18 protein-coding genes are annotated in these 23,530 nt (G+C 64.8%); 11 read left to right on the forward strand and 7 right to left on the reverse strand.

From position 1 onward, the window contains the following. Positions 1-8: 8 nt before the first annotated feature. On the reverse strand, positions 9-914 hold the full coding sequence (locus RQP54_RS15940; protein ID WP_315679403.1) for a LysR family transcriptional regulator: 906 nt from the start codon (positions 912-914) through the stop codon (positions 9-11). A gap of 92 nt (positions 915-1,006) precedes the next feature. Between RQP54_RS15940 and RQP54_RS15945 the strand changes: the two genes are divergently transcribed. The 5 genes from RQP54_RS15945 to RQP54_RS15965 all read left to right on the forward strand — a co-directional run bounded on the left by RQP54_RS15945 (position 1,007) and on the right by RQP54_RS15965 (position 6,656). Continuing rightward, on the forward strand, positions 1,007-1,546 hold the full coding sequence (locus RQP54_RS15945) for a VOC family protein (RefSeq protein WP_315679404.1): 540 nt from the start codon (positions 1,007-1,009) through the stop codon (positions 1,544-1,546). Between the two features lie 61 nt (positions 1,547-1,607). Then, on the forward strand, positions 1,608-2,948 hold the full coding sequence (gene fahA / locus RQP54_RS15950; protein ID WP_315679405.1) for a fumarylacetoacetase: 1,341 nt from the start codon (positions 1,608-1,610) through the stop codon (positions 2,946-2,948). Position 2,949: 1 nt separating this feature from the next. Next, positions 2,950-3,591 (forward strand): maleylacetoacetate isomerase, encoded by a 642-nt coding sequence (gene maiA / locus RQP54_RS15955; RefSeq protein ID WP_315679406.1) that lies wholly within the window; start codon positions 2,950-2,952, stop codon positions 3,589-3,591. Between the two features lie 19 nt (positions 3,592-3,610). Continuing rightward, positions 3,611-4,693: a 4-hydroxyphenylpyruvate dioxygenase gene (gene hppD / locus RQP54_RS15960; RefSeq protein WP_315679407.1), complete on the forward strand. Its 1,083-nt coding sequence runs from the start codon at positions 3,611-3,613 to the stop codon at positions 4,691-4,693. A 79-nt stretch (positions 4,694-4,772) separates the two neighbouring features. Then, positions 4,773-6,656, forward strand: coding sequence for a GNAT family N-acetyltransferase (locus tag RQP54_RS15965; RefSeq protein WP_315679408.1), 1,884 nt, complete (start codon positions 4,773-4,775; stop codon positions 6,654-6,656). A gap of 12 nt (positions 6,657-6,668) precedes the next feature. On the opposite strand, the gene RQP54_RS15970 is transcribed toward RQP54_RS15965, so the two are convergent. Then, a complete protein-coding gene (locus RQP54_RS15970; protein WP_315679409.1) occupies positions 6,669-7,532 on the reverse strand; it encodes a DMT family transporter in 864 nt (287 codons plus the stop codon). Between the two features lie 54 nt (positions 7,533-7,586). Next, on the reverse strand, positions 7,587-8,468 hold the full coding sequence (locus RQP54_RS15975) for a DUF808 domain-containing protein (RefSeq protein WP_315679410.1): 882 nt from the start codon (positions 8,466-8,468) through the stop codon (positions 7,587-7,589). A 77-nt stretch (positions 8,469-8,545) separates the two neighbouring features. Between RQP54_RS15975 and RQP54_RS15980 the strand changes: the two genes are divergently transcribed. Together RQP54_RS15980 and RQP54_RS15985 are read left to right on the forward strand one after the other, a co-directional pair. Then, positions 8,546-10,849: a bifunctional diguanylate cyclase/phosphodiesterase gene (locus tag RQP54_RS15980; protein WP_315679411.1), complete on the forward strand. Its 2,304-nt coding sequence runs from the start codon at positions 8,546-8,548 to the stop codon at positions 10,847-10,849. Then, positions 10,846-11,334 carry a hypothetical protein gene (locus RQP54_RS15985; protein ID WP_315679412.1) on the forward strand — a complete coding sequence of 163 codons (489 nt, stop codon included), beginning with the start codon at positions 10,846-10,848 and terminating at the stop codon, positions 11,332-11,334. The genes RQP54_RS15980 and RQP54_RS15985 overlap by 4 nt, the downstream gene beginning before the upstream one ends. Positions 11,335-11,780: 446 nt before the next feature. On the opposite strand, the gene RQP54_RS15990 is transcribed toward RQP54_RS15985, so the two are convergent. Then, positions 11,781-12,068, reverse strand: coding sequence for a hypothetical protein (locus RQP54_RS15990; protein WP_315679413.1), 288 nt, complete (start codon positions 12,066-12,068; stop codon positions 11,781-11,783). A 515-nt stretch (positions 12,069-12,583) separates the two neighbouring features. After that, positions 12,584-14,698 (reverse strand): acetyl-CoA hydrolase/transferase C-terminal domain-containing protein, encoded by a 2,115-nt coding sequence (locus RQP54_RS15995; RefSeq protein ID WP_315679414.1) that lies wholly within the window; start codon positions 14,696-14,698, stop codon positions 12,584-12,586. Positions 14,699-14,875: 177 nt separating this feature from the next. Here RQP54_RS15995 and RQP54_RS16000 point away from each other — a divergent pair, with 177 nt between their 5' ends. The 3 genes from RQP54_RS16000 to RQP54_RS16010 all read left to right on the forward strand — a co-directional run bounded on the left by RQP54_RS16000 (position 14,876) and on the right by RQP54_RS16010 (position 17,335). Continuing rightward, on the forward strand, positions 14,876-15,346 hold the full coding sequence (locus RQP54_RS16000) for a hypothetical protein (RefSeq protein WP_315679415.1): 471 nt from the start codon (positions 14,876-14,878) through the stop codon (positions 15,344-15,346). 141 nt (positions 15,347-15,487) lie between these two features. Then, the gene (locus RQP54_RS16005; RefSeq protein WP_315679416.1) at positions 15,488-16,606 is read left to right on the forward strand and encodes a beta-ketoacyl-ACP synthase III; all 1,119 of its coding nucleotides are present in this window, start codon (positions 15,488-15,490) and stop codon (positions 16,604-16,606) included. 15 nt (positions 16,607-16,621) lie between these two features. Next, positions 16,622-17,335 (forward strand): YebC/PmpR family DNA-binding transcriptional regulator, encoded by a 714-nt coding sequence (locus tag RQP54_RS16010; RefSeq protein WP_315679417.1) that lies wholly within the window; start codon positions 16,622-16,624, stop codon positions 17,333-17,335. A gap of 134 nt (positions 17,336-17,469) precedes the next feature. On the opposite strand, the gene RQP54_RS16015 is transcribed toward RQP54_RS16010, so the two are convergent. Next, a complete protein-coding gene (locus tag RQP54_RS16015; protein ID WP_315679418.1) occupies positions 17,470-17,997 on the reverse strand; it encodes a GNAT family N-acetyltransferase in 528 nt (175 codons plus the stop codon). Positions 17,998-18,062: 65 nt separating this feature from the next. Continuing rightward, a complete protein-coding gene (locus tag RQP54_RS16020) occupies positions 18,063-22,004 on the reverse strand; it encodes an FAD/FMN-binding oxidoreductase (protein ID WP_315679419.1) in 3,942 nt (1,313 codons plus the stop codon). A 209-nt stretch (positions 22,005-22,213) separates the two neighbouring features. On the opposite strand from RQP54_RS16020, the gene ugpB reads away from it, so the two are divergent. Then, positions 22,214-23,524 (forward strand): sn-glycerol-3-phosphate ABC transporter substrate-binding protein UgpB, encoded by a 1,311-nt coding sequence (gene ugpB, locus RQP54_RS16025; protein ID WP_315679420.1) that lies wholly within the window; start codon positions 22,214-22,216, stop codon positions 23,522-23,524. Positions 23,525-23,530: the final 6 nt, after the last annotated feature.

Genomic DNA, 23,530 nt, shown 5'->3' on the forward strand with positions numbered 1-23,530 from the left:
CAGGCCCACTACACCGCCCACTCCTGCGCCTGCACATAGGCCAGCAGGAACTCGGAAAAGCGCAAGGCGGCCGGAGACAAGCTGCGGTCCTTGCGGTGCAGCACAAAGAACTTGCGCCGCACCACCGGGTCGTACAGGGGCCGCGACTGCAACCCATGCAAACGGATCAGCGGGGCGGCGTAGGGCAGGCAGGTGGTCACCCCCAGCCCGCATTGGACCATTGCAAATGCCGTGGTCATGAAACCCACTTCCCGCACTGCTGCCACATTGGCATCACGCAGATACGGTTGCAGATCGCCACGCAGCCGCTGCGTGAACTCGCCCTGCAAGGCAATCAGCGGGTGGCCCAGCACGTCATTCCAACGCACCTTGCGCAAGCGTTGCAAGGGGTGTCCGGGCGCAAACGCGACCACAAACGGCAACTCGAACAGCGGTACGGTCTGCAGCTCCGGCGCATAGTCGCGCTCCGGCCCCACGCCGAAGTCCACCTCGCCGCTCTGCACCTTGGCCACCACGCTTTCGACCATGGTGTCCTGCAGGCGGACCTCGATGTCCGGACACTGCTGCGCGAATGCGGCCATCGCTTCGGGCAGGACCGTGCACGCCAGCAGCTGCGGCGCGGCCAGTCGCACCACACCGCGCTTGAGGGCCTTGATGTCGGCCATCGTGTCCAGCGCACCGTCGAGGTCCTGCAGCACCTTGCGCGCCAGCGGATGGAACTCCCGACCCGCGTCGGACAGGCTGACCCTGCGGGTACTGCGGTGCACCACCTGAACCCCCAGCGCAGCCTCCAGTTCCCGGATCAACCCGCTCAGCGCCGACTGGGTGATGAACAGGCTGTGCGCAGCTTCCGTAAAGCTGCCGGTATCGACCAGTGCACAGAAGGCCCGCAATTGGCGCAAGGTCACATTCATCACATATTCCTATAAATTCATCATAAAAATCAGTTTGCATGATAGATGAATTGGCCCTGTAATGGCGCCCATTCCCGTGAATGGAACCCACCATGAAAATCCAGAAGATTCACCACGTCGCCTACCGCTGCAAGAACGCCAAGGAAACCGTGGAGTGGTACGAGAAGCACCTCGGCATGCGCTTCATCCTGGCCATCGCTGAAGACGCCGTGCCCTCCACCGGCGCAGCTGACCCCTACATGCACGTGTTTCTCGACGCTGGCCAGGGCAATGTGCTGGCCTTCTTCGAACTGCCCACCTGCGCCCCCATGGGCCGCGACGAGAACACCCCCACCTGGACCCAGCATCTGGCGCTCGAAGTGGCCAGCATGGACGAGTTGCTGGCAGCCAAGGCCAGCCTGGAAGCGGCTGGCATCGAGGTAGTGGGCGTGACCGACCACACCCTGTTCAAGTCGATCTATTTCTTCGACCCCAGCGGCCATCGACTGGAGCTGGCCTGCAACACCGCCACCCCCGCCATGTACGCCGAACTGGACCGCGTCAAGCGCGACATGCTCGCCGAGTGGGACCGCACCAAGAAGGCCCCCAAGCACGCCGCCTGGATGCACAACGGCCAGGGGTTCCCAAAGTGAGCGCGTGCAGGACCGTCCCCAAGCAAGCGCGCACTGCACTGCGTAGCACGGAGGTTTGCGCATGAGCGTTGTTCTGAACGAGACCCACGACCCGACACTGCAAAGCTGGGTGGCCTCGGCCAATGCGCCGGACACCGACTTCCCTGTGCAGAACCTGGCTTTTGGCGTGTTCCGCCGCGCGGGTGCTCCGGAGGGTTTTCGTGTCGGCGTGGCCATCGGCGACCAGATTCTCGACCTGGGCGCGGCCTTGCGCAGCGGTGTGTTCGTGCACCAGCCGGCCCCAGCCCTGAAGGCTGCCCAGGCCTGCGACAGCCACACACTCAATGCCCTGATGGCACTGGGAAGCTCGCACTGGTCCGCCCTGCGCCTGGCCCTGTCGCGCCTGCTGCGCACAGGTGCGGCGGAACAGGCCGTACTGCAAGCCTGCCTGCAGCCCCAAGACCAGGCGGTATACGCGGTGCCAGCGCAGATTGGCGACTACACCGACTTCTACACCTCCATCCACCACGCCACCAACGTCGGCAAGCTGTTCCGCCCGGACAACCCCTTGCTGCCCAACTACCAGTGGGTGCCCATCGGCTACCACGGTCGCAGCTCCAGCATCGGCGTCAGCGGCCAGGCCTTCCACCGCCCCCTCGGCCAGACCCTGCCGCCCGGTGCCAGTTCGCCGGTGTTCGGCCCGAGCAAGCGCCTGGACTACGAACTCGAACTCGGTGTATTCATCGGCAACGGCAACCCCCTGGGCGAACCGATTGCGCTGGATGCCGCCGAGGACCATGTGTTCGGCCTGTGCCTGTTCAACGACTGGTCGGCACGCGACCTGCAGGGCTGGGAATACCAGCCCCTGGGCCCCTTCCTGTCCAAGAATTTCGCCAGCACGGTCTCGCCCTGGGTGGTCACGCTCGAAGCGCTGGCCCCTTACCGCCGTGCCTGGGTCCGCCCGGCCGACCACCCCCAGCCCCTACCCTACCTGGACAGCACCACGCTGCGCCGGGAAGGCGCGCTGGACATCGAGCTCGAGGTGCTGCTGCAGACCGCCGTCATGCGTGCGCAGGGGCAGCCCGCCCAGCGCATTTCGCGCTCCAATTTCCACCACGCCTACTGGAGCGTGTCGCAGATGGTGGCGCACCACACGGTGAACGGCTGCAACCTGCAGCCGGGTGACCTGCTGGGCTCGGGCACCCAGAGCGGGCCCAACCCCGAGGAAGCCGGTGCGCTCATCGAGCTCACCGTGGGTGGCAAGCAGCCCCTCACGCTGGCCAATGGCGAGACGCGTACCTTCCTCGAAGACCACGATACCGTGGTGTTCCGGGCCCACTGCGCGAAAGAAGGTGCCGCCCGCATCGGCTTCGGCGAAGTCAGCGGCACCGTGCTGCCGGCCCGCGCCAGCGTGGGAGCCTGACATGCGCCAGCTCTACAGCTATTTCCGCAGTTCGGCGTCGTACCGCGTGCGCATCGCGCTGCACCTCAAGGGTCTGGACTTCGACACCGTGCCCGTGCACCTGCTGCGCGACGGCGGCGAGCAGCATGGCGAGGCCTACCGCGCCATCAACCCGGCCCAACTGGTGCCCGCGCTGGTGGATGAGAGCCTGGCCTTGGGCCAGTCCGTGGCCATCATGGAGTACCTGGAAGAAGCCTACCCGAGCCCGGCGTTGCTCCCCCTTGAGCGCGCCAGCCGCGCCCAGGTGCGTGCCGTGGTGCAGGCCATTGCCTGCGACATCCACCCCCTGAACAACCTGCGGGTGCTGCAGTACCTGGAACACACGCTGGGGCACGACGAAGCCACGCGGGCCACCTGGTACCGCCACTGGATCACGCTGGGTTTCGAGGCACTGGAAGCCCAGTTGGCACAGACCGCAGGTGCCTTCTGCTTCGGCGACGCGCCCACACTGGCCGACTGCTGCCTCATTCCCCAGGTGGCCAATGCACGGCGCTTCCAGACACCGCTGGAACGCTTTCCGACCATCGTGCGCATCGATGCCCATTGCAGGACCTTGCCTGCCTTCATCGCCGCCGCCCCCGACAACCAACCCGACTTTGCCTGAACTTTGCTAGGAGACCACCATGGCTGATTTGTTTGACAACCCGATGGGACTGATGGGCTTCGAATTCGTCGAATTCGCATCACCCACGCCCGGTGTGCTGGAGCCGCTGATGGAGCAACTGGGCTTCACCCTGGTGGCCAAGCACCGCTCCAAGGATGTGGACCTGTACCGCCAGGGCGACATCAACTTCATCGTCAACCGCGAGCCCAAGAGCCACGCAGCCTACTTTGCCGCCGAGCATGGCCCCGGCGCCTGCAGCATGGCCTTTCGCGTGAAGGACTCGCACAAGGCCTACCACCGCGCGCTCGACCTGGGTGCGCAACCGATCGAGATCCCGACCGACGTGATGGAACTGCGCCTGCCCGCCATCAAGGGCATCGGCGGCGCACCGCTGTACCTGATCGACCGTTTCGAAGATGGCAAGAGCATCTACGACATCGACTTCGAGTTCATCGAGGGCGTGGACCGCCACCCCGTGGGCCACGGCTTCAAGCTCATCGACCACCTCACGCACAACGTCTACCGGGGCCGCATGGCCTTCTGGGGCAGCTTTTACGAGCGCATCTTCAACTTCCGCGAGATCCGCTACTTCGACATCAAGGGCGAGTACACCGGCCTGACCTCGCGCGCCATGACCGCACCCGACGGCAAGATCCGCATCCCGCTGAACGAGGAAGCCAAGGGCAGCGGCGGCCAGATCGAGGAGTTCCTGATGCAGTACAACGGCGAAGGCATCCAGCACATCGCCCTGCTCACCGACAACCTGCTGGACTCCCTGGACAAGCTGCGCGCTGCCGGTGTGCCGCTGATGACCGCGCCCAGTGCCACCTATTACGAGATGCTGAACGAACGCCTGCCCGGCCACGGCGAGAAGGTGAGCGACCTGCAGACGCGCGGCATCCTGCTCGACGGCACCACCGAAGGCGGCTCCAAGCGCCTGCTGCTGCAGATCTTTTCGCAGACCCTGCTGGGGCCGGTGTTCTTCGAATTCATCCAGCGCAAGGGCGACGAGGGCTTTGGCGAGGGCAATTTCAAGGCGCTGTTCGAGTCCATGGAGCGCGACCAGCTGCGCCGTGGCGTGATCGAAGGGGCCACCGCCTAAAAAAATGCTGCTGCCACCCTTGGCAGCGCCCCGGTGTTCACGGATGATGGCACGGTTGCCGCACCACCCGTGAACACCCATGCTCTCCTTCTACAGCCGCAAGACCAAACCGCTGGACGCCTACAAGGACAAGGTCTGCAGCGCCGAGCAGGCGCTGGCGGAACTGCACAACGGTGACCACGTCTTTGTCGGCACCGGCTGTGCGGCGCCGGTGGGGCTGGTACAGGCACTGGAGTCCTTGCCCAGCACGCCGGCAGACCTGGAACTGGTGCATTTCTTCACCATCCAGACCTTCGCGCACGACGCCCAGGGCCGCAGCAGCACCCGCTTCCGGCACCGCAGCTTCTTCATCGGCACCGACATGCGCCAGGCCATGAAGCAAGGCCTGGTGGAGTACGTGCCCATGCCCATCAGCCGGGTACCGGAAATGATGGCGCTGGGCCGCATCCCGGTCGATGTGGCGCTGATCCAGGTGTCCCTGCCCGATGCCTTTGGCTACGTCAGTCTGGGCATCTCGGTCGATGTCATGCAGACCGCGGTGGCGCAGGCACGCCTGGTCATCGCCGAGGTCAACCCCGCCATGCCGCGCACCCTGGGTGAATCAACCCTGCACATCAGCCGCATCCACAAGCTGGTCCCGGTCGATCGGCCGATCACCGAATTTGCGCCGCCTCCGTCGTCCGAAGAGGCGGTGCAGCGCATCGGCCGCTATATCGCCGGCATCATCGAAGACGGATCCACCCTCCAGGTGGGGATGGGGCAATTGGGACACGAGGCCTTGCAGCACCTCACCGACCGCAAGGACCTGGGCATCCACTCCGACGTGATTTCCGACGCCATCATCCCCCTGCTCCAGAACGGTTGCCTGACCGGCGCGCGCAAGACCACGCAGCCGTTCAAGATCGTCACCAGCATGGCCGTCGGTACCCGCGAGCTCTATGACCTGGTGGACCACAACCCGCTGTTCAGTTTCCAGCCCATCGACGTGGTGTGCGACCCTGCCACCATTGCGGCCCAGCACAAGATGGTCTCCATCGCCCAGGCCTTCGCCATCGACCTCACGGGCCAGGTGTGCGTGGACCAGTTCGAAGGTGAGTTCTACACCGGCCTGGGCAGCCAGGGCGACTTCTTCCGCGGCGCCGCGCTGTCGCGTGGCGGCAAGCCCATCATCTGCATGACCTCGACCACCCCGGACGGCCAGACCTCGCGCATCCGGCCTGCGCTGCTGGCGGGCGAGGCCGCCACGCTGGCGCGCACCGATGTGCACTACGTCGTTACCGAATACGGCATTGCCTACCTGTTCGGCAAGTCGATCCGCCAGCGTGCCACCGCGCTGATCGAACTGGCCCACCCCAAGTTCCGTCCGGAGCTTTTTGCGCAGGCCCAGGTGCTGGGCTACATCGGAGCGAACCAGACCCTGCACAACCTGCGCGACTATCCCGTGGAAGACGAACAGACCGTCACGCTCAAGGACGGCCGCACCGTCATGCTGCGCCCGGCCAAGTCCAGCGACGCCCTGGGCATCCGCGAACTGTTCCACCACCTGAGCGAGGAAGATGTCTACACACGCTTCTTCCGCAGCATCCGTGGCCTGTCCGACGCCGAGGTGGAACGCCTGTGCAACGTCAACTACGAAAGCGAAGTCGCCTTCGTGGCCACCACGGGAGAGCGGGAAGCCGAGCAGATCGTGGCGCAGTCGTGCTACTTCATCAATCCCACCAGCAATCTCGCGGACACCGCCTACATGGTGCACCCGGAATGGCAGGGCAGTGGCCTGGGCTCGGCCCTGCAGGCCTGCATGGTGGCGCATGCGAAGAAGCGTGGCCTGCGTGGCTTCGAAGCCGACATCCTGCCCAGCAACGCACGCATGCTGCGCCTGGCCCGCAGCGGCTCACCCCATGTGCAGGTCAGCGAAGACGGGCACTCGGTGCACGTGACGGTGCTGTTCCAGAACCCCGCCTAGGGGCCAGCGCAGCTACCGGGTACGGCTGCAGACCCAGACCCCCGCCAGCACCAGCACCGTACCAGCCACGATCCAGGCCGTGAACGGTTCGCCCAGGACCAGCACGCCCATGATCAGCGTGCTCATGGGGCCGACCATGCCCACCTGCGCCGCCAGCCCGGAGCCGATGCGTTCGATCGCCATCATGACCAGCAGCACCGGCACCACGGTGCAGGCCGTGGCATTGAGCAGCGACAGCCACAGCACCGGGCTCGCCACCTCGGCCACCTGGGCCACGGGCCGCAGCACCAGGTACTGGCCAATGCACAGCACGCAGGCCACGCTGGTGGCCAGCCCCACCAGGCGCAGCGAACCCAGCCGCTGCACCAGCTCGCCACTGTAGGAAAGGTACAGCGCATAGCTCAGCGCACTGCCCAGCACCAGAGCGGCCCCCAACAGTGCGTTGCTGCCCTGCAGACCGGCTTCATGGCCGAACACCAGCAGCACGCCGGCGTAGCTGATGGCCATGCCCACGGCCTGGCGCAGGCTCAGCGCCTTGCCAAACACCACGCGCCCGAGCAGCAGCACGATGGTCGGGTTGAGGTACAGCACCAGCCGCTCCAGGCTGGCGCTGATGTACTGCAGCCCGGCAAAGTCCAGGAACGAGGCCAGGTAGTAGCCCGTGAACCCCAGCCACAGCACACCGAGCCAGTCCTTGCGCGTCAGCGCCACGGTGGCGCGGCGCGACGACCACCAGACGATCGCCAGGAAAAACGGCAGCGCAAAGGCCATGCGCAGCATCAGCAGGGTGATGGCATCCACGCCATGACGGTAAGCCAGCTTGATGATGATCGCCTTGCCACTGAAGGCCACCGCCCCCAGCACCGCGAAGGCCAAGCCAGTTGCTATGTTTTTTCTAGCTACCTGCGCTGTATTCACCGGGGCTCCAGGTCAATTCGATGCAAATTTTCGGCGAACCGCGCTGACCGCCTGCACACCGGCCAGCACCAGGGCGCCCGCGGCGACGCCAATAGCGCCGTCCAGCAGCAGGCCCGCCAGCCCTTGCCAATGCGGCAGGAAGGGCAAACCGTGCACCAGAATGCCACCGCCCACCAGGAACATGGCCGCAGTACCCAGCACGGACAGCGCCTTCATGAGCCAGGGGGCGGCACGCAGGATGCCCGCACCCACAGCCTGCGCCACGGCGCTGGCGCGCCGGCTCAGGTACAGGCCCAGGTCGTCGAGCTTGACGATGCCCGCCACCAGGCCGTAGACCCCCGCCGTCATCAGCACCGCGATGGCGCTGAGCACGGCCAATTGCGTGGTCCAGGGCTGGCTCTGCACGGTGCCCAGCGTGATGGCGATGATTTCGGCCGACAGGATGAAATCGGTGCGCACCGCGCCTTGCACCTTTTCCTGCTCCAGCGCCAGCAGGTCCACGGCCGGGTCGGCCAGGGCCTGCATCAGCTCGGCCTCATGGGCAGAATCTTCCTGGGCACTGTGCAGGAACTTGTGGGCCAGCTTCTCGAAACCTTCGAAACACAGGAAGGCACCGCCCACCATCAGCAGGGGCGTCACCAGCCAGGGTGCCAGCACACTGATGAGCAGGGCTGCCGGTACCAGGATCGCCTTGTTGATGAAGGAGCCCTTGCACACCGCCCAGACCACCGGCAGTTCGCGCTCGGCCGCCACGCCGGTGACCTGCTGGGCGTTGAGCGCGAGATCGTCGCCCAGCACCCCGGTGGTCTTCTGGGCCGCCACCTTGCTGAGCACGGCTACATCGTCCAGGATGGTGGCAATATCGTCCAAAAGTGCCAAGAGACTGCTGGCCATAGGGGAAATTCCGTAAGTTTCAAAGCCCCGATTGTCGCCTTGCTGGCGCACAATGCGGTCAGCACCGCCCTGACACCATGCACTATCCGTTATTCATCAACGCCACGGTGAGCCTGATCATGGGGGCGGCGCTGATCCTGTTGTGGCGACGTGACCGCAGCCAGCTGTTCACGCTGTACCTGGGCTGGGCCAACCTGATCCAGCTGCTCATTCCCGTGGCCTATGGCGTCTCCCGCGCCAGCACCGGTGCCCTGCATTGGGCCGGGGTCTGCCTGCTGCCGCTGGCAGCGGGCACCTACACCACCTTGCTGATCGGCGGCGCTGCCCACTTGGCCGGCCACTCGCTGACCCGGCGTGGCCTGTGGGTGATCTGGCTGGTGTTCGCCGGCACCGATGCCTTGGCCATCGCCATCGGCGGCCTGCCGCTGGGACAGACCAGTGTGGCCAGCATCAACACCTTCATCGGCCTGCTGTGTGCCTACTGGTTGCGCAAGGCCGGTGACGGCCCACGCAGCCCCGAGCGCCTGGTGGGCCCGCTGCTGGTGGCGCTGGGTCTGATCCAGTTCATCTACGTGTTCATGGGCGACGACGGAGCTGAACTGCTGGCCACGCTGGGTGCGGTGCTGCGCGTGACGCTCGGCCTGGTGCTGCTGTATGCCGCCCTGCGGCGCACCCAGGGCACGTCGCACGCCGTGCAGGACCAGTTCTGGCGCCTGACCGAGCGCTCGCTGCAGGGCATTGCCGTGGTGCACAACCGCGTGGTGCGCTACGCCAACCCGCAGTTCCTGGCCATCTATGGCCTCAAGCAGCTGGACGAAACCACTGGCCCGCTGGTGATGGAAACCATTCCCCTGGCCGAGCGCAAGCGCGTGCTGCAGCTGCAGAAGCGGGTGATTGACGGCACCGAGCGTGAGGTGACCTACGAAGTCATGCGCCGGCGCATGGATGGCACCCCCATGTGGCTGCGGGTGCAGTACTTCCGTACCGACTGGGGCGGCGAACCCGCGCTGCAGGTGCTGGTCACCGACGAAACCGCGCGCCACGAAGCCGACCTGGCCCTGGCTGCCCAGGCCCTGCGCGATGAACTGACCGGCCTGCCCAACCGCGCCGCCATGCTGGAAAAGCTGCGCGAGCGCTGCCAGGGCACCGAGGGCGAGCTGCCCTTCGTGCTGGTGCTGCTCGACCTGGACCGCTTCAAGCTGTTCAATGAAGCCCACGGCCACTCCATCGCCGACGAGATCCTGATCAGCATGGGTGTGGGGCTGCGCGAAACCCTGCCCGAAGACTATGCCGTCATGCGACTGGGGGAAGACGAGTTCGCCATCCTGTCGCCGCTGGGCTGTGCAGGCGAAACGGCGGTGGAGATCGCCACCCTGGTGCGGCGCATGCTGGGCAAGCCGCTGCGGGCCCGCAACGGCAAGTTCTTCCTCGATGCCTCGATGGGCATTGCGCTGTACCCCCAAAGCGCACGCGACGCCGAGTCGCTGCTGCGCGCGGCCAATGCTGCGCTGCATGTGGCCAAACGCACACCAGGCACCTCGCACATGCTGGCCAAGAAGGAGTTCGAGCGGGGTTCGAGCAACCTGCTCGACCATGAACAGGCGCTGCGCAAGGGCATTGACGGCCAGGAATTCCGGCTTGTGTACCAGCCCAAGGTCGATGCCCACACCGGAGCCCTGGTGGGCTTCGAAGCCCTGGCGCGCTGGAACCGGCGCAACGTCGGGCCGGTGCCGCCCACCGAATTCATCGCCGCCGCCGAACGTACCGGCCTGATCGGCACCCTGGGCGCCATGCTCATGCGCTCTGCCTGCGAAACGGTGGCGCAATGGCACGCCCATTACGGCGACTGCGTACCGGTCGCCATCAACGTCTCGCCACTGCAGATGCTCGACCCCGACTTTGCCCACTGGGTGCACAAGCTGATGGAAGAGACCGGGATTCAACCAGGCTGGATCTCGCTCGAAATCACCGAAAGCTCGGCGGTGCAGAACCTGGAGCAGACCGTGACCCAGGTGCAGCAGCTGCGGGCCATGGGTGTGGAAGTCGCCATGGACGACTTCGGCACCGGCTATTCGTCGCTCAACATGCTGCGCAACCTGCGCCTGGGCACGGTCAAGATCGACCGTGGCCTGATCGACCCGCTGCCCGAGCCCGAGTCGGTGGCCGTGGTGCGGGCCATCTGCGAACTGGCCGAGGCCCTGCACATGAACGTGGTGGCCGAAGGGGTGGAGACCGACGCGCATGCCCGCGCTGCTGCCAACGCCGGGTGCGACACCCTGCAGGGCTACCACTTTGCCAAACCCCTGAGCGCCGACGAGGCCAGCGAATGGATCGCCCGCGCCACCGGCGGCGAGCGCACCGTACTGGGTGGCCTGCAATGACCTCCGCCCCGGCCGTACTCGACATCGAGGCTTCCGGCCTGGGACGCAAGAGCTACCCCATCGAAGTCGGCCTGGCGCTGCCCGACGGCCAGGCCTTCTGCACCCTGGTGCGCCCCGAATCCGACTGGACCCACTGGGACCCCCAGGCCGAGCAGGTGCATGGCATCCAGCGCGAACTGCTGCACACCCACGGCCGCCCGGCGCTAGAGGTGGCCAAGGCCCTGAACGAACGCCTGGCCGGCATGACCGTGTACTCGGACGGCTGGGCCAACGACTACAGCTGGATCGGCCTGCTGTTCGACGCCGCAGAGCTGCAACCCCGCTTCAAGCTGGAGAATCTGCGGCGCCTGCTCAGCGAAGACGAAGCCGGGCGCTGGCACAGCGTCAAGGACCAGGTCTGTGCGGAATGTGCCATTACGCGGCACCGGGCGAGTGCGGATGCGCGCTTGCTGCAGCTCACGGTGTTGCGGCTGCGCAGTCACTGACTTTTTTGCGCTTTTGCTAGCGCTGCAGGCCGGGTTGCGCCCCGGCAGGCGCCTTCCTTTCTTTGCTTCGCCAAAGAAAGGAAGCAAAGAAAGGCGAACCGGATGCGTCGGCCCTTCGGGCTCACTGCGTTGCTCGGCTGGGGCGGGAGGCGCGCAAACTCGCCCGTTGGGCTCAAACAGCGCGCGCCTCTTCTTCCGCCCCACCCTGCGCTACTCGACTCCGCATGACGGCCAGAACAGCCCCACGCGCCATCGCTTCGCTCGGCGCGACTTGAGGTCATATAAGGCTGTAGCCAACGAATTTATTGCATAGACAGCTATAACGTTGATAGCTACTGTCGCCGACATTGGACTTGGAGCAACCGTTTAACATTGAAGCTGTGCCGCGAGCGGCGGCTTGCCGTCGCGAGCCGGTTTGAGCGACTGGTCAGGCAATGCTGCGGCCTTCATTGCGCCCTTTCCAACGCCGCACGGATCTCGCGGACGACCGGCTCAACTGCCTCCAGTACAGAGCCGAATTCGAAATGCAGGAAATTGCCAGTTTCTGCCTCGGCAAATAGGTACTCAACGTCGCAGCAGCCGTTTGGCCAAACACCAATGTTGCTTAAGCACTTCGAGCCATCAACGCGAAATTGCAAACCACTCTCACCGAGCATGCGAATTTCCAGCAGTGGCAGATATTGCGCTTGAAGGCGAGCCATGATTGCAGTGTGGAGCTCGGCAATGTCGATCATGAATTGCGTGGCCTAACGTAATGTCCAGAGCAGCAACAAGCGCTCAAAAAACAGGTTGATGCTCGATATTCTGGCAGACCCGATTGGCCCCGTAGACGCCGCATTGCGGCAATCGATCCAACGCGACTCAAACGGGACGAGCCGGCCCAAAGTCCGCTATCCGGCAAAGCTGAACTCGTTACAACCTATCAACACCAATCGCGCCGAGCGAAGCGATGGCGCGTGACTTTCCCACTCCCCTCTGGCTGCGCCGAGGAGCGCAGCGGGCGCTGGGTGAAGGGGCGCGCGCTGTTTGAGCCGAAGGCGAGTTTGCGCGCCCCCCAGCGGCTGCGAGCACCGCAGGTTGCCCCGGTGCGCTCGGCGCACCGGGGACGCAGACAGCGGGGTCGCCTTCTTTTGCATCCTTTTCTTGGCGAGCAAGAAAAGGATGTCGCCCGCCGGGGCGAGACCCGGCCTGTAGCATAAAAAGCGACTGAAAAGCCCTTCGACAAGCTCAGGGCGAACGGATGTGCGGCTTATAGGTTGTTCGCAAACAAGCGCCGCATGAACACTTCCTTGAACCCCCGCGCCTCCGCCAACCCCAGCCGTTCCAGGTACGCCGGTGGCGCTTCCTTGCCCTCCCACAGGCTCTTGAGCACCATGGACAGCAGCTCGGTGGGGTGGTGGGTGGCGTGCTTCATCTTCTTCATGGCCTTGACCATGTGGATCTCGTCTTCGGTCAGGTCAGTGCCGAAGGGGAAGTCGGGCAGCAGCTTGGCCTGCATCCAGGGGTGCAGCTTGTCGGCCAGGGCCTGGGGCGTGTTGTTGCGGTAGCGCGCGGGCAGTTCGTAGTCGGCCTCCAACTTGCCGTGAGCCTTGGCCTGCTTGATGAGTTCGGCCTGGAAACGCGAGTCGGCCACCTGGATCAGGCGCTTGACCACCTCGCTGTCGGACTGGCCGCGCAAGTCGGCCACGCCGTACTCGGTGATGACGATGTCACGCAGATGGCGCGGAATGGTCACGTGGCCGTAGTTCCAGACGATGCTGCTCTTGAGCCCGTCCTTGTTGTCGTGGGTGGCGCGCAGCATCATCAGCAGGCGAGCATCGGGCAGGGCGTGCGACATGGCAACAAAGTTGTACTGGCCGCCCACACCGCTGACCACCTGGCCGTTTTCCAGCGCATCGCTGGCCGCCGCGCCCAGCAGGGTGACGATCATGGTGGTGTTGATGAAGCGGGCCTTGGTGCGCTGGGCGCGCTTGAGGGCGTCGTCACCATAGAGCTGGTTGATGAAGCTGATGCGCGTCATGTCGATCTTGGCCAGCTCGTGCTCAGGCATGGAGCGCAGGCGCTCGTAGAAGTCGCGCGGCCCCAGGAAAAAGCCGCCGGTCATGATGAACCCACCCATCAGGCGGCTGCCGAGGAAGTTTTGGCAGACATAGGCCAAGGCATCGTCGTCGAGCAGTTGCGCGCTGCAGCGCTGGTCTCCCGCCACCAGATGCTCGCCGCGCAGTTCCACCTCGGCGCGCAGGATGCCGAAACGCTTGAGGAACGCGACATCCGCCGCCGACAGGGGCGAGCTCAGGCGCCCGGCATCGACCAGGCCCTTGACCAGTTCCGGGGTCACAGCGTGCCCGGCTGCCTTGCCTTCGTTGACGAGCTGCTGCAGCACGGCGTCGTCGTACACCTCGCGGCGCACGATGCCGGCTTCGATGAGCTTGAGGAAGGCGTTGACGAACATTTCCGAGCAGCCATACAGGCCCTGCTCGAAGCGGCCCAGGTCGCGGTCCGCAGCGCCGTCGACGCAGATGTCGTCCAGGATGCGGCGGTACTCGGCGTTGTGCCGGTCGCGCACGATCAGTGCCTGGCCAATGGCGTCGCCCAGCGAACCGATGCCGATCTGCAGCGTGCCCCCGTCCACCACCAGGCTGGACGCATGCAGGCCGATGGCGTAGTCGGCCACCGTGACCTTGCCATTGGGTGGCGCAAACACCGCGTGGGTGCCGGCCGGGTCGGTGACCACCACGTCGAAGAACTCGGGGCTGACTTCGGCCCCATTGGGCATGAAGGGCATCTTGTGGTTGATGACGCCGATGGCCATGATGGGCTTGCCGCTGGCACGCAGGATGTCGACCACCTCGTGGCTCACGTCGGGGTTGCTGGACAGGCTCAGGCGCAGGCCCTCGGTGTCTTCCTTGGAGGCCACGGCCTGGGCGATCACGTTCATGCCCTGCACCACCATGTCGCGGGCGACAAAGGTGTAGTTGGTGGAGATGTAGTGCATCTGGGCGGTTTCGTTGCCCAGGTAGTCACCGGTCTTCATGAAGAATTCGCGCACCTCGATGTTGGCGGGCAGCTTGCCCGCACGCGAGTCCTTCACGTAGTCCAGGTCGGGGTAGTCCTCGAACACCCGCTCCACCAGCGGTTCGAGGAAGTTCTTTTCCAGTTCGCTGTGGCCCACGGGGCGCTCCAGCGACAAGGCGGTGACGATGCGCAGCCGACGCGAGGGGTTGCCCCTGATGCGCCGGTACAGGGCGTTGACCAATGGGTTGGGCTTGCCTACGCCCAGCGGGATGCCGAGCACAATGTCTCCGGGTACGGTGTCCAGGATATGGTCCACGCAGGCTTCGATGGATTCGGTATACAGCGTCATGCGCTCCCCTCTTGTTGTTGGCTACGAGAAGCATCCAGTATGGGCAAACCGGCCCCGGGCATGATTGACATGCGTCAAGCTTTTCCAAAGCCGATGACTGACTCTATTGCTGGGGCTTTTCCCGCAGACAGCGGTTAGGATGCGCTGCCTGTTGCGCCACTTTTGGAGACACCCACCATGTCCTTGACCCTTGAACTCAACCTTGCCTACGAATTCGACGTCAAGGGAAAGGCCAAGGACGCGTTTGCGCTGCTCGCGGACGTGCCCCTGTCGGCCTCGCACTACCCCAAGGTGGCGCAGCTGGTCGATCTGGGCAAGAACACCTACCGCTGGGAAATGGAGCCCGTGGGCAGCGGCCCGGTGCATGTGCAGACGGTGTATGCCTCGAAGTACGTGGCCAACAAGGCCAAGGGCACCATTACCTGGACGCCCGTGGAAGGGGAAGGCAACGCGCTGGTGGGCGGCAGCTGGACCATCACCGACCACAAGACCTTCACCCGCCTCGTGCTGGAGGTACAAGGCCAGCTGCACCTGCCCCTCCCCGCGATCATGAAGTCGGTGGCAGCCCCCTTGGTGGAGAGCGAGTTCGAGAACATGACCGAGCAGTACATCGACAACATCGCGCAGGCGCTGGGCGGCGAAGCCTGAGTCCGGGCGCGACGCCGCGTCGCGCAGATGACAGCCACAGCCCACCACCACCCGCGCGTCGCCCCAGAACAGTGCGACGATAATCGGGGCTGGCACGGCAAGCTCCGTGCACCGATTCACCTATCCTGACGCACCTACACCATGCACCGTGTTGCCATCAGCAGTACCGGGCTTTTCACGCCCCCGCAGACCATTACCAACGCGGAGTTGGTGGCGGCTTTCAACCAATATGTGGACCTGGAAAACGCCAAGCATGCCGACGAGATCGCCGCCGGCACACGCACGGCGCTGACCTATTCGAATGAGGAATTCATCGTCAAGGCCTCGGGCATCAAGGCCCGCTACGTGATGGACAAGGACGGCGTGCTGGACCCGACGCGCATGCGCCCGAAGTTCACCGCCCGCCCCGACGACGCACTCTCGCTCATGGCCGAAGTCGGGGTGAAGGCCTGCCAGGATGCCTTGGACAAGGCCGGCATGACGGCGGCCGATGTCGACGGCCTGATCTGCGCCGCCGCCAACATGCAGCGCGCCTACCCGGCCATGGGCGTGGAGATCCAGACCGCGCTGGGCATCAACGGCTGGGGCTTTGACATGAACGTGGCCTGCTCCTCGGCCACCTTCGGCCTGGAACTGGCCGTGAACGCCGTGCGCAGCGGCACCGCGCGCGCCGTGCTGGTGGTCAACCCCGAGATCACCTCGGCCCACCTGGCCTGGATGGACCGCGACTGCCATTTCATCTTCGGTGACGTGGGCACCGCCATCCTGGTGCAGCGCCTGGACCTGGCCCCGGCCGGTTCCTACGAAGTGCTGGGCACCAAGCTGTTCTCCACCTTCTCGAACAACATCCGCAACAACGCCGGATTCATGTCGCGTGCCGAAGACCGCAACCCCGAGGACCGTGACCAGCTGTTCCGCCAGGAAGGCCGCAAGGTGTTCAAGGAAGTGTGCCCGCTGGCGGCTGAACACATCACCACCCACCTGACCGAACTGGACCTGGACCCCGCCAAGGTGCGCCGCTTCTGGCTGCACCAGGCCAACCTGTCGATGAACCAGTTCATCAGCCGCAAGGTGCTGGGCCGTGACGCCACGGACGACGAGGCGCCAGTGATCCTGGACGAATTCGCCAACACCGCGTCGGCCGGTTCCATCATCGCCTTCCACCGCCACCGCGCCGACATCCAGAGCGGCGAGGTGGGTGTGATCTGCTCCTTCGGCGCAGGCTACTCGATCGGTTCGGTCATCGTCCGCAAACAGTAAACAAGGGAATTCGCCATGGGCGCACAATGGAAAGCCAAGGGCAAGGCGCTGGTCGCCAACGCCAAGGGCAAACTCTTCACCAAGCTGGTCAAGGAAATCACCGTCGCTGCCCGCAGCGGTGCCGACCCCGACTCCAACGCCCGCCTGCGCCTGGCCGTGGAACAGGCCCGCAAGGCCTCCATGCCCAAGGACACGCTGGACCGCGCCATCAAGAAGGGCAGCGGCGTGGGTGCCGACGCGGTGAACTACGAGAACGTGATGTACGAAGGCTTTGCCCCGCACCGCGTGGCGGTCATGGTGGAGTGCCTCACCGACAACGTGAACCGCACCGCGCCGGAAATGCGCGTGCTGTTCCGCAAGGGCCAGCTCGGCACCTCCGGCTCGGTGGCCTGGGACTTTGACCACGTGGGCATGATCGAAGCCGAACCATCCCAACCCGGCGCCGACCCCGAAGTGGCGGCCATCGAAGCTGGTGCACAGGACTTCGAGCCCCCCAATGAAGAGGGTGTGAGCCTGTTCCTCACCGACCCGACTGACCTGGACCTGGTGAGCCGCGCCCTGCCCCAGCACGGCTTCACGGTACTGAGCGCCAAGCTCGGCTACAAGCCCAAGAACCCGGTGGACCCGGCCAGCCTCAGTGCCGAAGCGCTGGAGGAAGTGGAGAACTTCCTGGCCGCCATCGACGACAACGACGACGTGCAGAACGTCTACGTCGCCCTGGCTGGTTGATTGGTGCCATTTCAGGCCACAGCCCGCATGGAATGTGCGTAGGACGCTACGCAAACCATAGCAACAAAAAAATACGCCGCGATAGCGGCGTTTTTTGCATCTGGGCGCGGCGCATGGCTGCGCCTGCGCGGTACTCAGTCCAGGGCGCGCTTGACGCGCACCTCCTCGATGCGCCCCTGGGCCGAAGGGGTGGTGCGGGCGGTGTTCATCTCGCGCTTGAAGCCGGCGGCGTCAAAGAAGTGCATGGTGCGCTCGCAGCCGATGGGCAGCCAGGCGCTCACATGGGTGCAGCCCTCGTCGATCAGCGCCTCGCGTGCTGCATCCCACAGGGCCAGGCCAGCACCGCCATTCCAGTGGTCGGGGTGCACGTAGATGGCCCAGATCTCGCCCATGGTGTTGGGGGTCTTGGGGTCGCGCGAGCGGTCGAAGCCGACAAAGCCCACGATCTCGTCGCCCATGCAGGCCACATGCACCTGGGGTTCGATGAACTCGATGGCTTCCTTCCAGTAGGCGGCGCGCTTTTCGACCGGCACGGCAGGGATGGCCGCGGGGTCGCACCAGGGTTCGAGCGCAGCCTGCAGGCTGGCGTTGTGCACGGCAGCCACAGCCTTGGCATCGCGCATGGTGGCTTCACGGACGGTGTAGAGGGAAAAATCGGACATATTCAGCTACAGACAAAAACAAAGCCGCCCCGAGGGTTCGGGGCGGCTGCAGGGATGGGGCGATTTTAAACCAGCACGCGTTCGATGCCGCCAGCGTTCGCTTTCTCGACGTATTGCGGCATCCAGTCCGGGCCCAGTATCTGGTTGGCCATCTCGACCACGATGTAGTCGGCTTCCAGCAGACCGTTCTGCAGGTCGTTGCCATAGCGGCTGATGCCTTGCAGGCAGCTGGGGCAGCTGGTCAGGATCTTGATGTTGTCCTTCTCGCCCACGGCGCCACTGGCGCGCAGGGCGGCCTCGCCCTTGCGGATTTCCTCTTCCTTGCGGAAGCGCACCTGGGTCGAGATGTCGGGCCGTGTCACGCCCAGCGTGCCGGACTCGCCGCAGCAGCGCTCGCTCTTGAGAACCTTGTCGCCCACCAGGGCCTTCACGGTCTTCATGCTGTCGCCCTGCTTCATGGGGTTGTGGCAGGGCTCGTGGTACAGGTAGCCGGGTTGGCCTTCGGGCAGGGTGATGCCCTTTTCCAGCAGGAACTCGTGGATGTCGACGATGCGGCTGCCCGGGAAGATGTCCTCGAACTTGTAGCCCTGCAGCTGGTCGTAGCAGGTACCGCAGCTCACCACCACGGTCTTGATGTCCAGGTAGTTGAGCGTGTTGGCCACGCGGTGGAACAGCACCCGGTTGTCGGTGATCATCTTCTCGGCCTTGTCCATCTGGCCGCTGCCGCGCTGGGGGTAGCCACAGCACAGGTAGCCCGGCGGCAGCACGGTCTGCACCCCGGCGTGCCACAGCATGGCCTGCGTGGCCAGACCGACCTGGCTGAACAGGCGCTCCGAACCGCAGCCGGGGAAGTAGAACACCGCCTCGGTCTCGCTGGTGGTCGCATTCGGGTTGCGGATGATGGGCACGTAGTCCGGGTTCTCGATGTCCATCAGCGCCCGTGCGGTCTTCTTGGGCAGGCCACCGGGCATCTTCTTGTTGATGAAGTGGATCACCTGCTCCTTGACCGGTGCCGGGCCCACGGTGGCCGGTGGCTTGCTGGTCTGGGCCTTGGCGGCCAGGCGCAGCACCTGGTTGGCCAGGCGCTGGGCGCGAAAGCCCACGCCCACCATGGCCGAGCGCATGAGCTTGATGGTTTCGGGGTTGGTCGCGTTCAGGAAGAACATGGCCGCGGCATTGCCCGGGCGCCAGGTCTTCTTGCCCATCTTGCGCAACAGGTTGCGCATGTTCATGGTCACGTCACCAAAGTCGATCTTCACCGGGCACGGTGAAAGGCACTTGTGGCACACCGTGCAGTGGTCGGCCACGTCCTCGAACTCTTCCCAGTGCTTGATGGAAATGCCGCGGCGGGTCTGCTCCTCGTACAGGAAGGCCTCCACCAAGAGCGAGGTCGCCAGGATCTTGTTGCGCGGGCTATAGAGCAGGTTGGCGCGCGGCACGTGGGTGCTGCACACCGGCTTGCACTTGCCGCAGCGCAGGCAGTCCTTCACCGAATCGGAAATCGCACCGATGTCGCTCTGCTGCATGATGAGCGACTCGTGGCCCATCAGGCCGAAGGACGGCGTGTAGGCGTTGGTGAGATCGGCGTAGGACACCTCGTTGCCAGTCGAATTGGCCTCCAGCCCGCGCAGGGATTGTGCAGGCAGCTCCTGATTCCGTAGCAACTTGCCCTTGTTGAAACGCCCTTCGGGGTCCACCTTGGCCTTGTAGGCGGTGAACGGTGCCAGCTCGGCGTCGCTCAGGAATTCGAGCTTGGTGATGCCGATGCCGTGCTCGCCCGAGATCACGCCGTCGAGCGAACGCGCCAGCGCCATGATGCGCTTGACCGCGCCGTGGGCGGCCTGCAGCATGTCGTAGTCGTCGCTGTTGACCGGGATGTTGGTGTGCACGTTGCCGTCGCCCGCGTGCATGTGCAGAGCCACCCAGACCCTTCCTTTCAGCACGCGCTGCTGGATGGCATAGAGCTGCACCATGGTGGGTTCGAACTCGGCCCCGGTGAAGATACGTTGCAAAGGGTTGCGCAGCTGGACCTTCCAGCTGGCACGCAGGGAATGGTCCTGCAACTGGGGGAACAGGGCTTCCACCCGGTCCAGCCAGTCCTGCCACTGGGTGCGTACCTCACGCACCAGGTCCAGTGCCTGCACCACACGGTCCTGCAGCAACTCGGTGGCGGGGATCTCGCTGGCGTCATCCGACTTGCCCAAGGGCAGGTTGCCGGCCTCCAGAAACTCAATCAGCGCATCGCACAAGGCCAGCTTGTTCTGCAGGCTCAGCTCGATGTTGATGCGCTCGATGCCGTCGGTGTACTCGGCCATGCGCGGCAGCGGAATCACGACGTCTTCATTGATCTTGAAGGCGTTGGTGTGGCGCGAAATGGCGGCGGTGCGCTTGCGGTCGAGCCAGAATTTCTTGCGCGCCTCGGGGCTGATGGCCACAAAACCTTCGCCATTGCGCGAATTGGCGATGCGCACCACCTCGCTGGTGGCACGTGCCACCGCGTCCGCGTCATCGCCACTGATGTCGCCGAACAGCGCCATCTTGGGCAGGCCGTTGCCACCGGCGGCCTGGGCGCGCTTGCTCTTGGTTGCGTAGCCCACGGCCTTCAGATAGCGGTCGTCCAGGTGCTCCAGTCCGGCCAGCACCACGCCGCTGCGCTTGGCCTCGGCAAACATGAAGTCGATGATCTCGACGATGCTGGGCACGGCGTCCTTGGCATTGCCGAAGAACTCCAGGCACACAGTGCGGGTGTGGGCCGGCATCTTGTGCACCACCCAGCGCGCGCTGGTGATGAGCCCGTCGGTACCCTCTTTCTGCACGCCCGGCAGTCCCGAGAGGAACTTGTCGGTCACGTCCTTGCCCAGACCTTCCTTGCGGAACGATGCGCCGGGAATGTCGAGCCGCTCGGTGCGCAGCTTGGTCTTGCCGTCAGCCTTGTAGTACTGCAGCTCGAAACTTGCCACCTCGGCGTCGTGGATCTTGCCCAGGTTGTGGTTGATGCGCGTGACCTCCAGCCACTCGGCACTGGGGGTCACCATGCGCCAGGAAGCCAGGTTGTCGAGTGCCGTACCCCACAGCACGGCCTTCTTGCCGCCCGCGTTCATGGCGATGTTGCCGCCGATGCACGAGGCTTCCATCGAGGTCGGGTCCACCGCAAACACGTAGCCTGCGCGCTCGGCCGCGTCGGCCACGCGCTGGGTGACCACGCCCGCTTCCGACCAGACCGTGGCGACCTCGCGGTCCAGCCCCGGCAGGCGCAGCATCTGCACCTCGGTCATGGCTTCGAGCTTTTCGGTGTTGATGACCGCACTCTTCCAGGTCAGCGGCACCGCGCCGCCGGTATAACCGGTACCGCCCCCGCGCGGGATGACGGTCAGGCCCAGTTCGAAGCAGCCCTTGACCAACCCGGCCATCTCTTCCTCGGAGTCGGGCGTCAGCACTACAAAGGGGTATTCCACGCGCCAGTCGGTGGCGTCGGTGACGTGGCTGACACGCGAAAGGCCGTCGAACTTGACGTTGTCCTTGGCCGTGAGCCGGTTCAGTACCCGCCGCGCCTTGGCACGCAAGGCACCCACTTCGTCGAAGGAACGGTCAAACGCCTGCACCGCCGCGCGGGCCGCCACCAGCAATTCGCCCACCATGGCATCGCGTTCGGGGTCGCTGTCCGGCGTGCGGCGCTTCTCCACTTCATGCAGGCGGTGGTTCAGGGCATCGACCAGGAGTCGGCGACGCTTGGGGTTGTCGAGCAGGTCGTCCTGCAGGTAGGGGTTGCGCTGCACCACCCAGATGTCGCCCAGCACCTCGTACAGCATGCGGGCCGAGCGGCCGGTGCGGCGCTCGGTGCGCAGCTGGTTCAGCAGGCCCCAGGCCTTGGCGCCCAGCAGCCGGATGACGATTTCGCGGTCGGAAAACGAGGTGTAGTTGTACGGAATTTCGCGAATGCGCTCTGCGCCGTGGGCAGCAGGATCGGCAGCACTGAGGAGCTGGTTCAACGAGGTGGGAGCGTTCATGGGTCGGCAAGGTGCCTTGAAAGAGGGGCCCAACAGCCCCCGGCAAAGCGAAACGGCAAGAGCGTGATGGTACCGCAGTGCAGCAAATACCGGTCTTCTCTAGTGGTAAGCCCCTATCGGGCGCTGGCGGGCAAAACGCTGTAATTGGCCGTTCACCGCTTTGTCACAATCCAATGCCACGATCCGACGCTTTTCTGCAGGAGACCCCCATGACCTTTGTACGCCGCTCAGCCACATTGGCCGCACTGGCCTGTGCCAGCGTTCTGTCCGCCCATGCCCAGACCGAAATCCAGTGGTGGCACTCCATGACCGCCGTCAATGGCGAATGGGTCAACGACCTGGCCAAGGAATTCAACGCCAGCCAGAAGGACTACAAGATCACCCCGACCTTCAAGGGCAGCTACGACGAGTCCATGACCGCCGCCGTCGCCGCCTTCCGTGCCGGCAACGCACCCCACATCCTGCAGGTGTTCGAAGTCGGCACCGCAACCATGATGGCCAGCAAGGGCGCCATCGTGCCCGTGGGCAAGGTGATGGCCGATGCGGGCTACAAGTTCGACCCCAAGGTCTACATCCCGGCCGTGGCCGGCTACTACACCGCCCCCAGCGGCCAGATGCTGAGCTTCCCGTTCAACAGCTCGACCACAGTGTTCTATTTCAACAAGGACGCCTTCAAGGCCGCAGGCCTGCCCACCGACCAGGCACCCAGCACTTGGGGTGAGGTCGCCCTGGCCGCCGCAAAGCTCAAGGCCTCGGGCCACAAGTGCCCCATCACCCTGGCCTGGCAGGGCTGGACCCAGCTGGAGAGCTTCTCGGCCTGGCACAACGTGGAATTCGCTTCTCGGCAGAATGGTCTGGCCGGCCTGGATGCCCGCCTGAAGATCAACTCGCCGCTGCATGTGCGCCACATCGAAAACCTGGCCAACATGGCCAAGCAGGGCCTGTTTGTCTACAAGGGCCGTGGCAACGTGCCCGAAGCCACCTTCGTGTCGGGTGAGTGCGCCATGATCACGACATCGAGCGGCTTCTACGGCAACGTGAAGAAGAACGCCAAGTTTGCCTTTGGCCTGGCGCCCCTGCCCCACTACCACGACGTGCCCGGTGCGCCGCAGAACACGGTGATCGGCGGCGCCAGCCTGTGGGTCATGGCCGGCAAGAAGCCCGAGGAATACAAGGGCATCGCCAAGTTCTTCGACTTCATCTCCAAGCCGGAAGTGCAGTCGGCCAGCCACAAGCGCACCGGCTACCTGCCCATCACGACCGCCGCCTTCAAGCTGACCGAGGACTCGGGCTTCTACAAGCAGAACCCCGGCACCGATGTGGCCGTGAACCAGATGGTGCGCAAGGTGACGGACAAGAGCCGCGGCATCCGCCTGGGCAACTATGTGCAGATCCGTGCCATCGAGGACGAGGAACTCGAACAGGTCTGGGCGGGCAAGAAGAGCGCCAAGGAGGCACTGGACGCCATCGTCAAGCGTGGCGACGAACTGCTGGAGCGCTTCGAGAAAGCCAACAAGTAAGGCGGC

This window comes from Curvibacter sp. APW13, assembly GCF_032337135.1.
GTDB lineage: Bacteria > Pseudomonadota > Gammaproteobacteria > Burkholderiales > Burkholderiaceae_C > Allorhodoferax.

What these genes read in the sequence shown, in the direction of transcription:
- RQP54_RS15940 (WP_315679403.1), bottom strand. Translation starts at nt 914, where the DNA reads ATGAATGTGACCTTGCGCCAATTGCGGGCCTTCTGTGCACTGGTCGAT.
- RQP54_RS15945 (WP_315679404.1), top strand. Translation starts at nt 1,007, where the DNA reads ATGAAAATCCAGAAGATTCACCACGTCGCCTACCGCTGCAAGAACGCC.
- fahA (WP_315679405.1), top strand. Translation starts at nt 1,608, where the DNA reads ATGAGCGTTGTTCTGAACGAGACCCACGACCCGACACTGCAAAGCTGG.
- maiA (WP_315679406.1), top strand. Translation starts at nt 2,950, where the DNA reads ATGCGCCAGCTCTACAGCTATTTCCGCAGTTCGGCGTCGTACCGCGTG.
- hppD (WP_315679407.1), top strand. Translation starts at nt 3,611, where the DNA reads ATGGCTGATTTGTTTGACAACCCGATGGGACTGATGGGCTTCGAATTC.
- RQP54_RS15965 (WP_315679408.1), top strand. Translation starts at nt 4,773, where the DNA reads ATGCTCTCCTTCTACAGCCGCAAGACCAAACCGCTGGACGCCTACAAG.
- RQP54_RS15975 (WP_315679410.1), bottom strand. Translation starts at nt 8,468, where the DNA reads ATGGCCAGCAGTCTCTTGGCACTTTTGGACGATATTGCCACCATCCTG.
- RQP54_RS15980 (WP_315679411.1), top strand. Translation starts at nt 8,546, where the DNA reads ATGCACTATCCGTTATTCATCAACGCCACGGTGAGCCTGATCATGGGG.
- RQP54_RS15985 (WP_315679412.1), top strand. Translation starts at nt 10,846, where the DNA reads ATGACCTCCGCCCCGGCCGTACTCGACATCGAGGCTTCCGGCCTGGGA.
- RQP54_RS15990 (WP_315679413.1), bottom strand. Translation starts at nt 12,068, where the DNA reads ATGATCGACATTGCCGAGCTCCACACTGCAATCATGGCTCGCCTTCAA.
- RQP54_RS15995 (WP_315679414.1), bottom strand. Translation starts at nt 14,698, where the DNA reads ATGACGCTGTATACCGAATCCATCGAAGCCTGCGTGGACCATATCCTG.
- RQP54_RS16000 (WP_315679415.1), top strand. Translation starts at nt 14,876, where the DNA reads ATGTCCTTGACCCTTGAACTCAACCTTGCCTACGAATTCGACGTCAAG.
- RQP54_RS16005 (WP_315679416.1), top strand. Translation starts at nt 15,488, where the DNA reads ATGCACCGTGTTGCCATCAGCAGTACCGGGCTTTTCACGCCCCCGCAG.
- RQP54_RS16010 (WP_315679417.1), top strand. Translation starts at nt 16,622, where the DNA reads ATGGGCGCACAATGGAAAGCCAAGGGCAAGGCGCTGGTCGCCAACGCC.
- RQP54_RS16015 (WP_315679418.1), bottom strand. Translation starts at nt 17,997, where the DNA reads ATGTCCGATTTTTCCCTCTACACCGTCCGTGAAGCCACCATGCGCGAT.
- RQP54_RS16020 (WP_315679419.1), bottom strand. Translation starts at nt 22,004, where the DNA reads ATGAACGCTCCCACCTCGTTGAACCAGCTCCTCAGTGCTGCCGATCCT.
- ugpB (WP_315679420.1), top strand. Translation starts at nt 22,214, where the DNA reads ATGACCTTTGTACGCCGCTCAGCCACATTGGCCGCACTGGCCTGTGCC.